Origin of the sequence: Streptococcus nasisuis (assembly GCF_040836615.1) — a bacterium.
Taxonomy (GTDB): Bacteria; Bacillota; Bacilli; order Lactobacillales; family Streptococcaceae; genus Streptococcus; species Streptococcus suis_V.
This window is the reverse complement of record NZ_CP162268.1, coordinates 1,226,709-1,243,430: the sequence shown is the minus strand read 5'-3', so window position 1 is coordinate 1,243,430 and position 16,722 is coordinate 1,226,709. Positions and strand designations below refer to the sequence as shown.

The window sequence follows — 16,722 nt, the reverse complement described above, 5'->3', positions numbered from 1 at the left end:
CTCCAAAAGGAAAATACGACATCCTCGCTAAAGGACGTCGTAACGTGGTTCCACCTTCATTCATCACCAGCTCAAAAAAGCTGATGACCTCAGAATGGCGATAAGGGAACCACCCTTTTATGTTTGCATAAAATCATACCGAGTAGTGTCCATCCTATCCTCTATGCGCTCGCAGCAACCGCGCACTCTCTCAAAGATTTCCTAGAATGGATAAGTCTCTAACAGCTATTATAGCAGGATTTTCGGATTTTTCAAGGATTTTTGCGAGAATTTCTAGATTTTCCAATTCCAAGCATCTTCCTCATCAAAACCCCTACTCCTACTCCGAGAAAGCCCATGAGAATGTAAGGGATAACGTAGATTTCTGAGCCCTCTGCATTTGGAAAAATCAGGGTATCGACTGGCAGATAAAGCAAGCCTTGTAGCAGTGGAAACCACCAGGAAAAGCCATGTTTGACAGTATAAATGATTGAAATCAGCAAAATCAAGATTGGTTGATAGACTAAAATCAAGTTAATCAACACTCCCTTGATGGTCAAGTCATCCATCGGAGAATACATAATCAGCACCGGCACCAGATAATAAACCAGTAAAATAGGCAAGATGTACCAAAAGATTTTTCCTGAATTCTTCATTTTCATCCCTCCTAATCAAAGAAATTACGAACGGATTTGACCTGGGCAACTGATTTTCTGAGAATGCGGGCTGTGGTGTCGGTTGATTTGACAACGGCCTTGGCTGGTAAGGTGACCGCTCCCTTGAGCAATACTTCTGCCACACTGTCTTGATTGGTGTGTTCCTTCTGGAAATCATGGGAAATTTTCAAATCTAGGTAATACTCAAAAACTCGGTGACCGAAATTCTTGGCGGAAATTTCATAGAGCTTTTTCTCCAGCAAGTAGGCATTCATGCTTGGCGTCGCCAAAATCGCATCAATGACCACATCTGCTATGTCCTTTTCCCTCTTAAAGAGGGTTCCAAACATCTTGTCCGTCACCAAATTATCCAAATAAGGATTCGAATGGGCTAGGATTGGAGTACCAGATGCCAGGCTTTCCAAGAAGGTCAGACCCTGAGTTTCACTGGTCGATGCCGAAATAAAGAAATCAGCCGCCTTATAGTATAGAGCAGTATCACTCGGCGCAATCATGCCCGTCATCTGAATATGGCTGGCCAGCTGCATGCGGTCAATCATCTCCTGCAACTCTCCCGCATAAGGACCACCACCAACGATAACCAGCTTGACCTTGGGATTTTCAGCCAAAATAGCCGGCATGGCCTTGACAAGGGACTGAATATTTTTTTCATTGGAGATACGAGACAGGCTGAGCAGCATGGTTTCATCCTTAGCAATCCCCAGTTGCTGCCTCAGTTCATCAATATCCTCTTGGCAAATCTCAGGTCGGTCAAACTTGGCCAAATCAATTCCTGTCGGTATGACCCTTTTGGAAATAGGAACCTGATACTTATTCAGCAAATCTTCTACAATCTCGCTGGGACAGATAATCCCATCAAGGTCACGGAAGAAGGGTTTGAGGATATACTTGACCATGCTAGGGCGGATAATTTTCCCCTTAGCAATATAGTGGACGTAGTCCTCATACTGGGTATGGTAGGTATGAATAACTGGAATCCCCAATTCCTTGGCAATCAATTTCCCCAAAATCCCCAGAGAAAACTCCGTATGGGTATGAATAATATCCAGCTTGTAACGGCTGGCAATTTTCAAGGCATCCACAAAGCCAGCATAGGCCACTCGACGGTCCTTAAAGGCAAAGAAGGGCACGCTAGGAATGCGGATAATATCCCAATCCTCATAACGGTTGACACCCTCATCAGTGGTCGTAAAAATAAATACTGCATGACCTAGTTTTTCCAGCTCCGTTTTCAGAGTCCGAATAGAAGTCGCAACCCCCGAAACCTGTGGAAAATAGGTATCTGTAAACAATCCAATACGCATTTACAACTCCATGACTTGGCGATAGGCTTCTACTAGTTGGTGGGCTACATTGTCAATCGAGCGACTGACTGCCACCTGATAACCTGCCTCGCGCTTGTCTACTTTTTTATCTAAGATATTTTGAATGGATTGGACAAAATCATCGACGGTCTTGCCCAATTCGGCACTTGTGTCATCAATCCAGCCTTCATAAACTGGAATATCTCTCAGCACAACATGCTGGTGGCTGGCTAGAGCTTCCAAGACGACAATCCCTTCCGTCTCTTCATAGGATGGGAAGAAAAAGGCATCCGCTCCGCTCATTGCCCCCTGAAAAACAGCACCCTTGAAGTAACCAGGAAACTCGACATTAGGCGGATGAGCTCCTTCTACAATTTTCCGGATATAGGATGGAATCATCCATTTATTGATAGAGCCCAGCCAAATGAAGCGCACATGGGGCAGCTTTTCAGCCACCTTGACAAAATCCTCTATGCCCTTGCGGCGGAAATAAAGCCCGGCACAGACCACGACTGGTTGTCCCTCTTTAATACCGAAATAATCCCGAAAAACAGCCTCTTTGCTAGCATCTTTCTTGTACTTGTCCAAATCAATCCCATTGGACACGGCAACGATTGGAGTTGTCACCCCATAGGATTGGATGAGCTGCTTAGAATACTCTGACGGGGTAATGATAAAATCTGCTTTTCGGTACATGCTGGCCAGATATTTTCCCACAAATGGCGCCAGGCGATTGGATCCGATAAAGGAATTTTGAAAATCTTCCTTGGTCGAATGCCCGTGCAAGATGACCTTCTTTCCATGGCGTTTGGCAGCGTGCAAAAGCAACCAGGAACGTGGCCCATAGGTATTGATATGAATGACATCATAATCCCCTAAAAGGTCCGTCGTATAGGGAATTCCAGCCATGTCCAGGGCTTCCATTTGATGGTGGAGGGCCCGACCAATTCCTGATTTTTCCAGAACCGTCTTGCCTTCCAAATAGAGTAAAACTTTCATGATTCTATTATAGTTGATTTAAAAGAAAAAATATAGCGGAAACATGAAAAATTCGAGAAGACAAGGCTTAGCTTTATCCAACCTTCTACACTGTTAATGAATCGAAGAGCAGAAAACCAAAAAGAAGCTGATACAAGGTCAACTTCCCATCATAATGGATATAGATTTTAGTCAAGTTCAGCTTTTTTTCTTTTCACTAAACCAAATCCAAGCATTCCCACTACAAGTCCAAGAGATGTCAAAGCATCTTCTTGTCCAGTATTCAGCAATGTTTTAGCAGTTTGTCCTGAGGATTGATTGCTAGCAGATTGTTCAGTGTTACCAGTTCCTTGGGATAAGATGCTGGTTGCCTCTGCTGAACCGCCAGCTGCAGCACAACTAACTAAATGCGAAACTGTTAGAGTAACTGTTGTTTCTGGCAAGATTTCAGTAGGTAAAAAATGACCCTGACTTAGAAAGGCTGTAATGTCAAGCTCTGGTGATTCATGTGTAACGCTGTCGCCTTTTGCTGTGATAATTGAATCCTCAACTAATGTATCTACCTGTGGTTCGTCAACTGGAGCTACAACTATTGGCTCGTCAACCGAAGTTGTAACCTGTGGCTCATCAATTGGCGCTACAACAACTGGCTCGTCGGCTGGTGTTATTACGACTGGTTCGTCAACTGGAGCTACAACTATTGGCTCGTCAACCGAAGTTGTAACCTGTGGCTCATCAATTGGCGCTACAACAACTGGCTCGTCGGCTGGTGTTATTACGACTGGTTCGTCAACTGGCGTGTCTACCTGAGGTTCCTCAACCGGAGCTTCTACCTGTGGTTCGTCGACTGGGGTGACAACTGCTGGTTCATCAACCGGGGTCTCTTCAACTGGCGCAGGTTGACTGCCGATAATGATAACTTTGGCAATTGGTTCGATAATTGTAGTTGTACTTGTCGCCTCACTGCCGTCAACACCACCAGTCTAACTATTTTCTATTACTGCAGGTGCTGCTACCTCAGCCTGCACATCCTTGTTGCTCACCGCAACTGTTGCTGGATTTTCAGTTGGCAAACTATCGGCGTTAACAATCTGACCACCTAAAATAGACCCACACAGACTGATGCAGCTCCTACTGAAAATTTACGAATACTAAATCGTTGTTTACGAAACAAATCTGTTTCCCCCTACATTCATCTTAAAAACTTAATGAAAGCAAGTCAGACTATTATATCTGGAAAAGGCCAAAGCAAAGACTAATTTGAATCAAAAATCGAAAGAATTTTTCAGCATGAGCTTGTAGACACTACTTCCTGTAATAATATAGAAAAAAGAGCATCTGATCGATACCCCTTGATCTGATTTTCTATTACTTTTCTACTTATTCTTGAGTTCAATGACCATATCCCGAATCTGGGCAGCCAGTTCAAAGTCAAGCAACTCTGCAGCCTCCTGCATCTGAGCCTCCAGCTTCTTAATCATGGCCTTGCGTTCGTCACGGTTAAGACTGTCAAAGTCAACTACTTCTTCTGTCTCCTTGGCAACGGCCTTAGTCACACTGATGAGGTCACGAATTTCTTTCTTAATGGTCTGAGGCACAATGCCATGCTCTTCATTGTAAGCCATTTGTAGCTGACGGCGGCGGGCTGTTTCTTCCATAGCCTTGCGCATAGACTCGGTGACCTTGTCCGCATACATAATCACATGACCTTCCGAGTTTCGGGCCGCCCGACCGATGGTCTGGATAAGGCCGCGCTCATTGCGCAAGAAACCTTCCTTGTCGGCATCCAAAATAGCGACCAAACTCACCTCTGGAACGTCAATTCCCTCACGGAGCAGGTTAATTCCGATCAAGACATCAAAGACACCTAGTCGCAGGTCACGAATAATCTCCGTCCGCTCCAAGGTCTTAATGTCCGAGTGCATGTACTTGACCTTGATGCCCATTTCCTTGAGGTAGTCAGTCAAATCCTCTGCCATTTTCTTGGTCAGGGTCGTAATAAAGGTCCGCTCGCCTTTCTCGACACGCGCATGGATTTCGCCCAAGAGGTCATCCATCTGCCCCATGGTTGGACGAACCTCAACTTCAGGGTCCAAGAGCCCGGTCGGACGGATAATCTGCTCGACAACGGTCTCTGTCTGCTCCATCTCATAGTCACCCGGCGTCGCTGAGACATAGACAATCTGATGAACATGACTCTCAAATTCTTCCCTGCGCAGCGGACGGTTGTCCAGTGCACTTGGGAGGCGGAAACCGTAGTTAACCAGCATTTCTTTCCGTGAGCGGTCACCATTATACATCCCCTTAATCTGCCCCATAGTCATGTGGCTCTCGTCAATCATAATCAGGAAATCCTCTGGGAAAAAGTCTAGCAAGGTATAAGGTGGTTCACCCTCGCTACGGCCATCCATGTGGCGCGAGTAGTTCTCGACGCCGTTGGTATAACCCATTTCCCGTAGCATTTCAATATCATACTCGGTTCTCTGTTTCAATCGCTGAGCTTCTAAGAGTTTTCCTTCTGCCTCAAAGACCTTGAGCTGCTCTTCCAGCTCCGCCTGAATCTTGGCAATTGCCGTTTCCATATGGTCATCGTTGGTCACGAAGTGGGTGGCAGGGAAAATCGCCAAGTGGTCCACGTCGCCCAAAACCTTACCTGTCAGGCTTTCAATCTCACGAATGCGGTCAATTTCATCCCCGAAAAACTCCACACGGAAGGCGTGTTCATCACGAGAAGCGGGGAAAATCTCCACCACATCGCCACGTACACGGAAACGCCCCCGTTGGAAGTCGATGTCGTTGCGCTCAAACTGGATATCTACCAAGGAATTGAGCAACTGGTCTCGGGAAATCTCCTGGCCGGGTCGCAGACTAACCACGCTATCTGAATATTCCTTGGGCGATCCGAGACCGTAGATACAGGAAACTGAGGCAACAACGATGACATCGTTGCGTTCGAGAAGAGCCGATGTCGCTGAGTGACGAAGTTTATCAATTTCATCGTTGACCGAGCTATCTTTTTCAATATAGGTATCGGATGAAGGTACGTAAGCCTCTGGTTGATAGTAATCGTAGTAAGACACGAAATACTCAACGGCATTTTCTGGGAAGAATTCCTTGAACTCGCTGTAGAGCTGACCGGCCAGAGTCTTGTTGTGGGCGATAACTAGAGTGGGCTTATTGACACGGGCAATGACCTGACTCATGGTGTAGGTCTTACCGGTCCCAGTCGCCCCCATGAGAATCTGGGCTTTTTCGCCCCCCTCGATGTTATCAACCAAGGTTTCAATAGCTTGGGGCTGGTCACCAGACGGTGAGTATTTAGATACAAGTTTAAATTGGTTTTCAGTATTTCGGTTAATCATGGTTCTATTTTATCACAAGTCCGACATTTCCTTGAAAAAATAGTTTTTTCGGGGGTGAAAGATTAAATTTTCTCACAATTTAATAATTAATAACTTGAAATGTTATATTTTCTGACATGTTCTTTTCATTACTTTTGCATAAATTTTCATAATGTGTTACAATGGGAAAGTTATTTTATATTATAGAAGGAGTATGAAAATGAAGAAAAAATTATTCATGCTATTGGCAAGCATTTTGCCGGTCTTCTTTATTTTTACAGGTGTTCAGGCAGATGATACGATTGATATCGTCTTTGACAATGCCTATGCACCATTTGAATTTAAAGATTCTGACCAAACTTATAAAGGATTAGATGTTGATATTATCAACGAAGTTGCAAAACGTTCAAATTGGAAAATGAATCAATCCTTCCCAGGATTTGATGCAGCGGTCAATGCGGTCCAGTCTGGTTCTGCCGATGCTCTTATGGCTGGTACGACCATTACCGAAGCCCGCAAAAAGGTCTTTACCTTCTCAGACCCCTACTTTGATACGAAGATTATCATTGCAACAACCAAGTCTAACAAGATTTCTTCCTATGAAGACCTCAAAGGCAAGACAGTTGGTGTTAAAAACGGTACTGCTTCTCAAACCTTCCTCGAAGAAAACAAGGACAAGTACGGTTTTACTATCAAAACCTTCGACACGGGGGACACGATGTACAACAGTCTTTCCACTGGCGCTATTGACGCTGCTATGGACGATGAGGCGGTTATCCAATACGCTATCCAACAAGGGCAAGACCTGAGCTTGGACATCCCTGGCGAACCAATTGGATCATTTGGTTTCTCTGTTAAAAAAGGAAGCCAATATGAGTACCTCGTTGATGATTTCAACAAGGCTCTTGCAGCTATGAAAGAAGACGGTACTTATGAAGCAATCATGAATAAATGGTTTGGCTCATCTGATTCTTCTGAAAGTACAGATTACTCTTCTCGATTAAACCTTACAGGAAGTGTCACTGCTAAAGCTACACCTGTAAAATCAAGCTATACCATTGTTGCTGATTCATCATTTGCACCTTTTGAATATCAAGATGAATCCGGCAAATATGTTGGGATTGATATGGAATTGATCAAAGCCATTGCGGAGCAACAAGGATTTACTATTACCATTCAAAACCCAGGTTTCGATGCTGCCTTGAATGCTGTTCAAGCTGGGCAAGCAGATGCTGTTATCGCAGGTATGTCTATTACAGATGCTCGTAAAGAAATCTTTGATTTCTCTGATGCCTACTATTCTTCAAATATCCTGCTGGCTGTTAAAAACGGCAGTGACATTGTATCCTATGAAGACCTCAAAGGCAAGACAGTCGGTGCCAAAAACGGTACAGCGTCTTACACTTTCTTGGAAAACAACAAAGACAAGTATGGTTATACTTTGAAGGCCTTCGACGAGGCTTCTGGCATGTACGACAGTCTCAACTCTGGCTCAATTGACGCCCTTATGGATGATGAAGCGGTCCTCCTCTACGCTATCCAACAAGGTCGTGACTTCGCTACTCCAATCCCAGGTGAAAAATCTGGCGAATACGGATTTGCTGTGAAAAAAGGCAGCAATCCTGAACTGATTGAAATGTTCAACAATGGCTTGGCTGCATTGGTAGAATCAGGCAAGTACGATGAGATTTTCAACAAATACTTCAATGCCAAAGAAGAGACAACACCAAGCACAGCCACTGAAACAGTTGATGAAACAACCATCGTTGGACTTTTGAAAAATAACTATGGTCAACTCTTGTCTGGTCTTGGTATTACTGTTGGTTTGGCTCTCTTGTCGTTTGCCATTGCTATCGTAATCGGTATTATCTTTGGTATGTTTGCGGTGAGCCCAATCAAGGCCCTTCGTGTTATCTCATCCGTCTTCGTTGATGTGGTTCGTGGCATTCCGTTGATGATTGTTGCAGCCTTCATCTTCTGGGGTATTCCAAACTTGATTGAATCCATCACTGGTCAACAATCACCAATCAACGACTTCGTAGCCGGTACCATTGCCCTATCGCTTAACTCCGGTGCCTATATCGCAGAAATTGTCCGCGGTGGTATTCAAGCCGTTCCTGCGGGACAAATGGAGGCATCACGCAGTTTGGGTATTTCCTACGGGACAACCATGCGCAAGATTATCCTGCCACAGGCTGGTAAAATCATGCTGCCAAACTTCATCAACCAATTCGTTATCACATTGAAAGATACGACCATCATCTCTGCAATTGGTCTTGTCGAACTCTTCCAAGCTGGTAAGATTATCATTGCCCGTAACTACCAGTCCTTCCGTATGTATGCAATCCTTGCCATCATATACTTGGTGGTTATCACCCTCTTGACTCGCTTGGCACGTAAACTTGAAAAAGGAGGTAAATGATGGCACAATTAAAAATCAATGTACACGATCTTCATAAGTCTTATGGATCTAATGAGGTGTTAAAAGGAATAACCACAAAATTCTATGAAGGTGACGTTGTGTGTATTATCGGACCTTCTGGTTCTGGTAAATCTACTTTCCTTCGAACAATGAACTTACTTGAAAGCATTACAAGTGGACAAGTAACTGTTGATGGTTATGATTTAACAGATCCTAAGACAGATGTTGATGCCTTTCGTTCAAATGTCGGAATGGTATTCCAACATTTCAACCTCTTCCCACATATGTCTGTTCTGGATAATATCACTTTCGCTCCCATCGAACACAAGCTTTTGGATAAAACAGAAGCTGAAAAAGTTGGAATGGAATTATTGGAAAAAGTCGGACTTTCAGACAAACGTGACGCTATGCCAGATAGCCTGTCCGGTGGTCAGAAACAGCGTGTAGCTATTGCCCGTTCCCTCGCTATGAACCCAGACATCATGCTCTTCGACGAACCAACTTCTGCCCTTGACCCAGAAATGGTCGGAGACGTACTCAACGTTATGAAAGACCTAGCTGAGCAAGGTATGACCATGTTAATCGTTACACATGAGATGGGCTTTGCCCGCAAGGTTGCTAACCGCGTCATCTTTACAGACGGCGGTGAATTCCTTGAAGACGGCACACCCGAACAAATCTTCGACAACCCACAACACCCACGTCTCAAAGACTTCCTGGATAAGGTCCTGAACGTATAAAGATTAGAAAAAACCTTGCTTTGTCAAGGTTTTTTGAGTTTCTTCAAATTATTATTAGCGTCTTTTCTGGATGTAATATAAAGCCCATCTTGCCCTGATACAAGGAAAGTAGAGTGAAAAGGTCGATTTCCTAGCACCAGGACTACTAATCATCATTATACTGTCACCTTGTAAGACCAGCCCTTCTCTGTTTTTTCGAGCCTGCTAAATCCCATCTTCTCAAACAGACGCCGGGAACCAATATTCCAATCATAAATTTCTCCTACTCGAATTTCTGTGAAGCCTAGCTCTTTCGCACGTTCTATCATCCGTTTTAAGACCTTGCCACCAATGCCCCTTGCCCAGTAACGGCCATCGCCGATGGAAATCGCAAAGTCATCTGCCAGCAGGGTCACGTCTCCAATTGGTCTCCAACCACACTTTTCCCGAATTTCTATCCAGTAGCACTCGCCATTTTCCGATAAAAAACGGTACATCCTAGCTAATTTTTCCAAGTTGTAGGCTTCTTTCACACCGTCAACCAACCAGACTAGCTCCTTATTTTGATGCCAGTCAAAAGCAAGCTCATATTGACCATCATAGGCACGAAGGCGTACGGTAGCATCAATTTCTAGTTGCTCTGCTTGTCTTATATTCCTTATTGGCATTGCGAATTCTCCTTTTTCCCTTTCATTATAGCATAAGGATGTTTTATATGTGACAAATGCTCAAAATAAGTATATAATTACTACATAGTGATATTCTAAGGAGGAATTCTTATGTCAAATGTACTTTTATTCGGAGCAAGTGGCTTTTTAGGTCAAGAAGTGATGGAAAAATTGATTGCGAGCGGTCATCAGCTAACTGCTATTACACGGTCATTTGATTCCGAAAATAACAAAAAATTCCGTCCAGACGTCAACTGGGTAGAGGCCGACCTCTATCAAGCAGGTCAGTGGAAGAAATTACTTAATGACCATACTGTTGTCATTAACTTGGTCGGCATGGTCAAAGAAGAGCCCAAAAAAGGCTTAACCTATGATAAGGTCGTTCTCGGTGCTGCCAAGGTGATTGCGGATGTTATGGCAGATAAAAGTGACCACCACTACATTTACGTATCCACCCACCTCGAAGGGCTTGCGACGCCAGAAGGCTACCGCAAGGCTAAAAAAGAGGCGGAAGATTATCTCTTGGCGCAATCCTTCAAAACGAGCATCGTCCGTCCTAGCATGATGTACGGTCCAGGCAAGGCAGGAACAAGTGAAAGAGCCCAGGCTATTCTGGAAAAAATGGATCCTGCAAGTCCAGCTTGGGCCGGTCGACCAATTGCCGTGGAAAAGGTTGCCCAGACCATTGCTAACATTGTCAACGGAAAAACTGACCAAACCATATTCGAAAATGATGATATGGCTTGACAAATTATTCCCAATCAGATATAGTGATACTATCAAAAGAATACGAGGTAAAGGACCATGGACACAGACAAGTAATCTCTATTAAGTTTATACTTAGAGGTAGCTTGCCTGTGTCTATTTTTCCTGTTCTCCTATTCCCAAAATAGGTCTTTTTTGAGCAGGCACGCTACTGAGTAAGTAGTGTGTTTTTTCTTATAAAAGGAGGCCTTATGCTCATCACAACACAAAATCTCTCAATCCACCACCAAAAAGACCTGCGTCCACTCGTAACCGACCTCACCCTCACCATCAATAGTGGCGATAAGGTGGCTATCATTGGCGAAGAAGGCAATGGCAAGTCCAGCCTTCTCAAGACCTTGCTCAATCCAGACATGGTAGCAGACTATCTCCTGATAAGTGGCACGATTCAGCGCCACTTCACCGCACCGATCTACATCCCACAGTCTCTTCCTTTGGAAATGGCAGAGCTGACACTCAATGACTACTTCTTTTCTCAAGTAGATTTGGATATTGATTTCGGACTGCTCTATCGCTACGCCGACCAACTGGCTTTTGACAATGACCGATTGAGCAGTGACCAATTGATTTCTAGCCTGTCCGGTGGAGAAAAACTCAAAATCCAACTCATCAAATCGCTCGCTAAGCATTCTGATATTATTTTTCTAGACGAACCGTCAAACGACCTAGACCTAGAAACGCTCTCATGGTTGGAAAACTATATTGGCACTAGCTCCAAAACGATTGTCTACGTCTCACACGATGAGGATTTTCTTGCTAAAACTGCCACAAAAATTGTGCATTTACAATCTGTAAAGAAAAAAATGCTGGCCAAAACAAGCGTTCAGACCATAGATTATCAAGCCTACCGTGACCAGCGCGAGGCAGCCTACTATAAACAGGTCCAGCAAGCGCAAAACGACCGCAAGGAATTTGAAAAAGCCATGGAAAAACACCGTCGCCAAAAATCTCAGGTCCGGAATACCTTACTTAATACCCATGATGCAACAGCTGGACGGCTAGTAGCCAAAAAGATGAAATCTGTTCTAGCTAGGGAAAAGCGCTATGAAAAACAGGCAGAAAGCATAACCAAAATGCCCTACCATGAAGATGCCATTCACCTGTTCTTTTCTGACATTCAGCCGTTACCAGCGCACAAACAGATTATCGACGTACAGTGGGAAGAACTGTGGTGCCATGAGCGCCTGTTGGTCAAAAATCTCTTCATGAAGGTCAAAGCTGGTGAGAAAGTCGGCATTATAGGAGCCAATGGTATCGGAAAATCCAGCCTCATCAAGTTCCTCTATCAGCATCTGCAAACCAGATCTGACCTACAGCTAGGCTACATGCCTCAGCACTACGCAGATTTATTGCCATTAAGTAAAACTCCTCTCGCATTTTTAGCAGGAGAAAAGGATAAAGAGGAACAAGAGGCTGCTCTCACCTACCTGGCCAGTCTCCAATTCACCCGCGAAGAGGTTCACCATGCTATTTCCGATTTATCAGGGGGGCAACAAGCAAAATTGCTGCTCTTAAAAATGGTATTGGACAAGGCCAATGTTTTACTACTCGATGAGCCCAGTCGCAATTTTTCACCCATTTCACAGCCCAACATTCGTAAATTATTCTCGGATTATCAGGGGACACTTATCTGCGTCTCGCACGATCGACGATTTTTGAGGGAGGTCTGTCATCAAGTTTACAAACTAAGCAAGCAAGGATTATACAGGCTAGACAGCATCTAAAAAAAGTCTCACAGCGAGACTTTTTCATAATGCAGACAAACTAAATTCTGGATAAATAAACTGAGTAGTTCTGCTAAGAAAAAATAAAAATTTAGTTTATTTTACGAGCGGAGCGAGCCCTAAGCCAGGACTTTCCGCTGTGATGAAAATGCCTGAAACGTTGTCGTTTCAGGCATTCGGAGTATTTGAGACCTTAGGCTCAAATACTAGGTATAGAATTTCGTAGGTAGATCAAACAGTCTGGGGGACTGTTTGAGGAGTAAACCTAGAAACAAGAAAGTTTACTACCGTCCGATATCACCTCAGGAAAGTCTGAAAAGAGATTTGTCTACAAACTCAAAAAGTCTCATAGCGAGACTTTTTTGTATTTTTATTCAATTAGGCTAGTTCTAATCATAAACGTATTTCTAAAACAAGCCCAGGGCTGAACCATCTGCTGCCACGTCCATGTTGAGAGCCGCAGGTGCTTTTGGCAAACCAGGCATGGTCATGACATCACCGGTCAAAGCCACGATAAAGCCAGCACCTAATTTTGGTACAAATTCACGGACAGTAATATCGAAATCAGTCGGTGCCCCCAGCGCAAATGGATCATCTGAAAAACTGTACTGGGTCTTGGCCATACAAACAGGCAATTTATCCCAGCCATTCTTGGCAAATTCGGCCAATTGATTGCGGGCTTTCTTTTCAAAAACGACACCCGTTCCACCGTAAATCTGCGTCACAATCTTACTGACCTTGGTTGCCAAATCATCGTCAGACTGATAAATGGCTTGGTAGTTGACCTGCTGTTTTTCAATGGTTGCGACTACCGTTTCAGCCAAAGCAACTCCACCGTCCGCACCGTCTGCCCAGACACTGGCAAGTTCGACAGGAACACCGATTTGACCACACAGTTCTTTGAGTGCAGCGATTTCGTCAGCTGTATCAGATACAAATTCATTGATGGCAACGACAGCTGGAACACCGTATTTCTGGATATTTTCGACATGGCGCTTGAGATTGGCAAAGCCAGCTTTAACAGCCTCGACATTCTCAGTCGCAAGGTCTGATTTTGCGACACCACCGTGCATCTTCAGAGCTCTCAGCGTGGCAACAATCACCACGGCATCAGGCGATTTTGGCAAATTCGGTGTCTTGATATCCAAGAATTTCTCTGCACCCAAATCTGCTCCAAAACCAGCCTCTGTGACCGTATAATCTGCCAAACGTAGAGCCGTCGTAGTCGCAAGGACTGAGTTACAACCATGGGCAATATTGGCAAAGGGACCACCATGAACCAAAGCGGGCGTACCATAAATGGTTTGAACCAAATTTGGCTTAATCGCATCTTTGAGAATGAGAGTCAGCGCTCCTTCCACCTGCAAATCCCGAACAAAAACAGGTGTACGGTCATAGCGATAACCAATGACAATGCTTGCCAAGCGTTCTTTGAGGTCGTCTAGGTCCGTCGCCAAGCAGAGAATGGCCATAATTTCAGAGGCAACCGTAATATCAAAGCCATCTTCACGCGGTACACCGTTCAGCGGTCCACCCAGACCAACTGTGACCTTACGAAGGGCGCGATCATTTAGGTCTACCACCCGTTTCCAAATAATCCGGCGCGGATCTAAGCCCAACTCGTTTCCTTGGTGCAAATGATTATCAATCAGAGCAGACAGGGCATTGTTAGCTGTTGTAATGGCGTGCATATCCCCTGTGAAATGCAAATTGATATCTTCCATCGGTAGAACCTGCGCATAGCCACCACCAGCAGCTCCGCCCTTGACACCCATTACAGGTCCAAGCGATGGTTCCCGCAAGGCAATCATGGTTTTCTTGCCAATTTTTGCCAGAGCATCTGCCAATCCAATAGTCACAGTGGACTTGCCTTCTCCAGCTGGAGTTGGGTTGATGGCTGTTACCAAAATTAACTTGCCAAGCTCATTGTCCTTGACTGCATTAATTTTATCAAAAGACAATTTAGCCTTATATTTTCCGTATAATTCGAGGTCATCAAATCCAATTCCGACCTGCTCAACAATCTCTGTAATCGGCTTGAGTGAAACACTCTGTGCAATTTCAATGTCTGTTTTCATGCTGGCTCCCCTTAGCGAAATATTTTTTTCCAGTATATCACATCCCCTTAGAAAATCGGAAACATTTTTATGAAAAATAGTAAGAGTATTCGGATTTTGTGGCGGACTATCATTCAATAACAGTTATAGTTTGATTCCATTTTAGTAATAGTATATTGGTCGCGAAAACTTTACGGAAAATGGAAAATTTAGTACAATATGGACATGAAAATCATCATTACATCAGGTGGAACCAGTGAGGTTATTGACAAGGTCAGGGCTATCACCAACCACGCAACAGGTACCTTAGGAAAAATCATTGCCGAACAGGCTCTGGCAAGAGGGCACGAGGTAACTTTGGTGACAACCAAGCAAGCTGTCAAGCCAACATCTCATCCTCATCTGACAATTGTAGAAATAACCAATGTAGAGAGCCTGAAAGAAACTCTTGAACCTCTTGTCAAGACCCACCAAGTCCTCATCCACAGCATGGCCGTTTCCGACTACACACCGGTCTATATGACTGGCTTGGACGAGGTTAGGGAAACAGAGGACATCACCAGCCTTCTGGAGAAGAAAAATACGGAAACCAAGATTTCATCCAAGGCTGACTACCAGGTGCTCTTCTTGAAAAAAACACCCAAAGTTATCTCCCATGTCAAACAATGGAATCCAGGCATCCAGTTGATTGGCTTTAAGTTACTGGTCGACGTGCCCAAGGAAGAACTATTTGCCGTGGCACGAGATAGCATCCAGCGCAACAAGGCAGACTACATCCTGGCCAACGACCTAGTGGACATTACTGCCGACAAACATCTGGGCTACCTGGTGTCTCAGACCGAGGCTATTCCTGCGGAGACCAAGCAGGACATCGCCCAACTCATTTTAAATACCGTAGAAAAGGGGTGAGACTATGGCAAGAATTACGCTTGCGGTGACAGGATCTATTTCCGCCTACAAGGCAGCTGACATCACCAGCCAGCTGACAAAACTCGGTCACTCTGTGACAGTCCTCATGAGCCGCTCTGCTATGGACTTTATCACGCCCTTGACCCTTCAAGCCCTGTCTAAAAATCTGGTCCATACCGACCTCATGCTGGAGGAAAATCCTGCCTCTATCAAGCATATCGATATTGCCAAGGAAACGGACCTTTTCCTGGTGGCTCCTGCCTCGGCCAATACTATCGCCAAGCTGGCAAACGGTATGGCAGACAATATGGTGACGGCGACGGCTCTGGCCATCCCTATCGGGGTGCCAAAATTGGTCGCTCCTGCCATGAATACTAATATGTACCTCCACCCAGCCACACAACACAATCTGAAGACCTTGACAAGCTATGGCTATGAAGAAATCAAGCCTCGGGAGGCCCTGCTTGCCTGCGGTGATTTTGGAACTGGGGCCCTGGCTGAGGTTGACATCATCATAGAGAAAGTGAGTAGAATTTTAAGTGAGAAATAAACAGTCCAATCAGGTGGCCATGACAGCCATTTTTATCGCCATTATGGTCATTATCGAGGTCATCAGCCAGGCTATTTTTGCCAGCTTCGTACTTCCTGTCAAGCCAACCATTACCCACATCCCTGTCATCATTGCCAGCATCCTCTACGGACCAAAGCTGGGAGCCAAGCTAGGCGGCTTCATGGGCGTCATGTCCATTATCCGAAATTCCATTATCCTATCGCCTATGAGCTATGTCTTTAGCCCATTGGTGGAAAATGGGAACTTCTACTCTATTCTCATTGCCCTTGTCCCACGAATTTTGATTGGGGTCACGCCTTATTATATCTACAAATGGCTGAGCAATAAGCCTGGGCTGGCTCTGGCGGGTCTGACTGGTACCCTGACCAATACCATTTTTGTCCTGTCTGGTATTTTCATCTTCTTTGGCTCTGTCTACAAGGGCGACATTAAACTGGTCCTAGCAGGCATCGTTTCCATCAACTCCATCACGGAATTAATTGTCTCAGCCCTGTTGACTGTGGCTATTGTTCCGATTTTGCAGAAAGTTGTAAAATAAATCTCAGAAAATCATGTGAAAGCATGATTTTTTTTTTTGAAAATGGTATAATGAAAGCGTTTAATAGAAA

The 16,722-nt window shown here is 44.6% G+C and carries 16 protein-coding genes; 8 read left to right on the top strand and 8 right to left on the bottom strand.

Annotation, left to right across the window (positions count from 1 at the left end):
• Positions 1 to 251: 251 nt before the first annotated feature.
• The 4 genes from AB1F57_RS06290 to AB1F57_RS06275 form a co-directional block, all read right to left on the bottom strand.
• Positions 252 to 635, bottom strand: a complete 384-nt coding sequence (locus tag AB1F57_RS06290) for a hypothetical protein (RefSeq protein WP_105137001.1) — start codon at positions 633 to 635, stop codon at positions 252 to 254.
• Between the two features lie 11 nt (positions 636 to 646).
• Positions 647 to 1,960 carry a glycosyltransferase family 4 protein gene (locus AB1F57_RS06285; RefSeq protein WP_105137000.1) on the bottom strand — a complete coding sequence of 438 codons (1,314 nt, stop codon included), beginning with the start codon at positions 1,958 to 1,960 and terminating at the stop codon, positions 647 to 649.
• Positions 1,961 to 2,959: a glycosyltransferase family 4 protein gene (locus AB1F57_RS06280; RefSeq protein WP_367986296.1), complete on the bottom strand. Its 999-nt coding sequence runs from the start codon at positions 2,957 to 2,959 to the stop codon at positions 1,961 to 1,963.
• A gap of 167 nt (positions 2,960 to 3,126) precedes the next feature.
• A complete protein-coding gene (locus AB1F57_RS06275) occupies positions 3,127 to 3,381 on the bottom strand; it encodes a hypothetical protein (RefSeq protein WP_167785287.1) in 255 nt (84 codons plus the stop codon).
• 88 nt (positions 3,382 to 3,469) lie between these two features.
• Here AB1F57_RS06275 and AB1F57_RS06270 point away from each other — a divergent pair, with 88 nt between their 5' ends.
• Positions 3,470 to 3,748, top strand: a complete 279-nt coding sequence (locus AB1F57_RS06270) for a hypothetical protein (protein WP_367986295.1) — start codon at positions 3,470 to 3,472, stop codon at positions 3,746 to 3,748.
• Positions 3,749 to 4,037: 289 nt separating this feature from the next.
• On the opposite strand, the gene AB1F57_RS06265 is transcribed toward AB1F57_RS06270, so the two are convergent.
• Together AB1F57_RS06265 and uvrB are read right to left on the bottom strand one after the other, a co-directional pair.
• Positions 4,038 to 4,112, bottom strand: coding sequence for a YSIRK-type signal peptide-containing protein (locus tag AB1F57_RS06265; RefSeq protein WP_105137031.1), 75 nt, complete (start codon positions 4,110 to 4,112; stop codon positions 4,038 to 4,040).
• A 202-nt stretch (positions 4,113 to 4,314) separates the two neighbouring features.
• On the bottom strand, positions 4,315 to 6,300 hold the full coding sequence (uvrB, locus tag AB1F57_RS06260; protein ID WP_105136998.1) for an excinuclease ABC subunit UvrB: 1,986 nt from the start codon (positions 6,298 to 6,300) through the stop codon (positions 4,315 to 4,317).
• Between the two features lie 199 nt (positions 6,301 to 6,499).
• Here uvrB and AB1F57_RS06255 point away from each other — a divergent pair, with 199 nt between their 5' ends.
• Positions 6,500 to 8,701, top strand: coding sequence for an ABC transporter substrate-binding protein/permease (locus AB1F57_RS06255; RefSeq protein ID WP_367986294.1), 2,202 nt, complete (start codon positions 6,500 to 6,502; stop codon positions 8,699 to 8,701).
• Complete coding sequence (locus AB1F57_RS06250; RefSeq protein ID WP_367986293.1) at positions 8,701 to 9,441, top strand: amino acid ABC transporter ATP-binding protein; 741 nt, start codon at positions 8,701 to 8,703, stop codon at positions 9,439 to 9,441. Before AB1F57_RS06255 ends, AB1F57_RS06250 begins: the two co-directional genes overlap by 1 nt.
• 155 nt (positions 9,442 to 9,596) lie before the next feature.
• On the opposite strand, the gene AB1F57_RS06245 is transcribed toward AB1F57_RS06250, so the two are convergent.
• Positions 9,597 to 10,088 carry a GNAT family N-acetyltransferase gene (locus tag AB1F57_RS06245; protein ID WP_105136995.1) on the bottom strand — a complete coding sequence of 164 codons (492 nt, stop codon included), beginning with the start codon at positions 10,086 to 10,088 and terminating at the stop codon, positions 9,597 to 9,599.
• Between the two features lie 111 nt (positions 10,089 to 10,199).
• Between AB1F57_RS06245 and AB1F57_RS06240 the strand changes: the two genes are divergently transcribed.
• The gene (locus tag AB1F57_RS06240) at positions 10,200 to 10,835 is read left to right on the top strand and encodes an NAD(P)H-binding protein (protein WP_367986292.1); all 636 of its coding nucleotides are present in this window, start codon (positions 10,200 to 10,202) and stop codon (positions 10,833 to 10,835) included.
• 209 nt (positions 10,836 to 11,044) lie between these two features.
• A complete protein-coding gene (locus AB1F57_RS06235) occupies positions 11,045 to 12,577 on the top strand; it encodes an ATP-binding cassette domain-containing protein (protein ID WP_367986290.1) in 1,533 nt (510 codons plus the stop codon).
• Between the two features lie 407 nt (positions 12,578 to 12,984).
• Here the strand turns inward: AB1F57_RS06235 and AB1F57_RS06230 are convergent, their stop codons facing one another.
• On the bottom strand, positions 12,985 to 14,655 hold the full coding sequence (locus tag AB1F57_RS06230) for a formate--tetrahydrofolate ligase (RefSeq protein WP_170238881.1): 1,671 nt from the start codon (positions 14,653 to 14,655) through the stop codon (positions 12,985 to 12,987).
• 204 nt (positions 14,656 to 14,859) lie between these two features.
• Between AB1F57_RS06230 and AB1F57_RS06225 the strand changes: the two genes are divergently transcribed.
• The 3 genes from AB1F57_RS06225 to AB1F57_RS06215 are packed head-to-tail and all read left to right on the top strand — an operon-like array spanning position 14,860 to position 16,652.
• Positions 14,860 to 15,543 carry a phosphopantothenate--cysteine ligase gene (locus tag AB1F57_RS06225; protein WP_367986288.1) on the top strand — a complete coding sequence of 228 codons (684 nt, stop codon included), beginning with the start codon at positions 14,860 to 14,862 and terminating at the stop codon, positions 15,541 to 15,543.
• Between the two features lie 4 nt (positions 15,544 to 15,547).
• Positions 15,548 to 16,093, top strand: a complete 546-nt coding sequence (coaC, locus tag AB1F57_RS06220; RefSeq protein WP_105138666.1) for a phosphopantothenoylcysteine decarboxylase — start codon at positions 15,548 to 15,550, stop codon at positions 16,091 to 16,093.
• A 19-nt stretch (positions 16,094 to 16,112) separates the two neighbouring features.
• Entirely contained in the window at positions 16,113 to 16,652 is a 540-nt protein-coding gene (locus tag AB1F57_RS06215; RefSeq protein ID WP_170242174.1) for an ECF transporter S component, read from the top strand.
• The last annotated feature ends 70 nt before the right edge of the window (positions 16,653 to 16,722 follow it).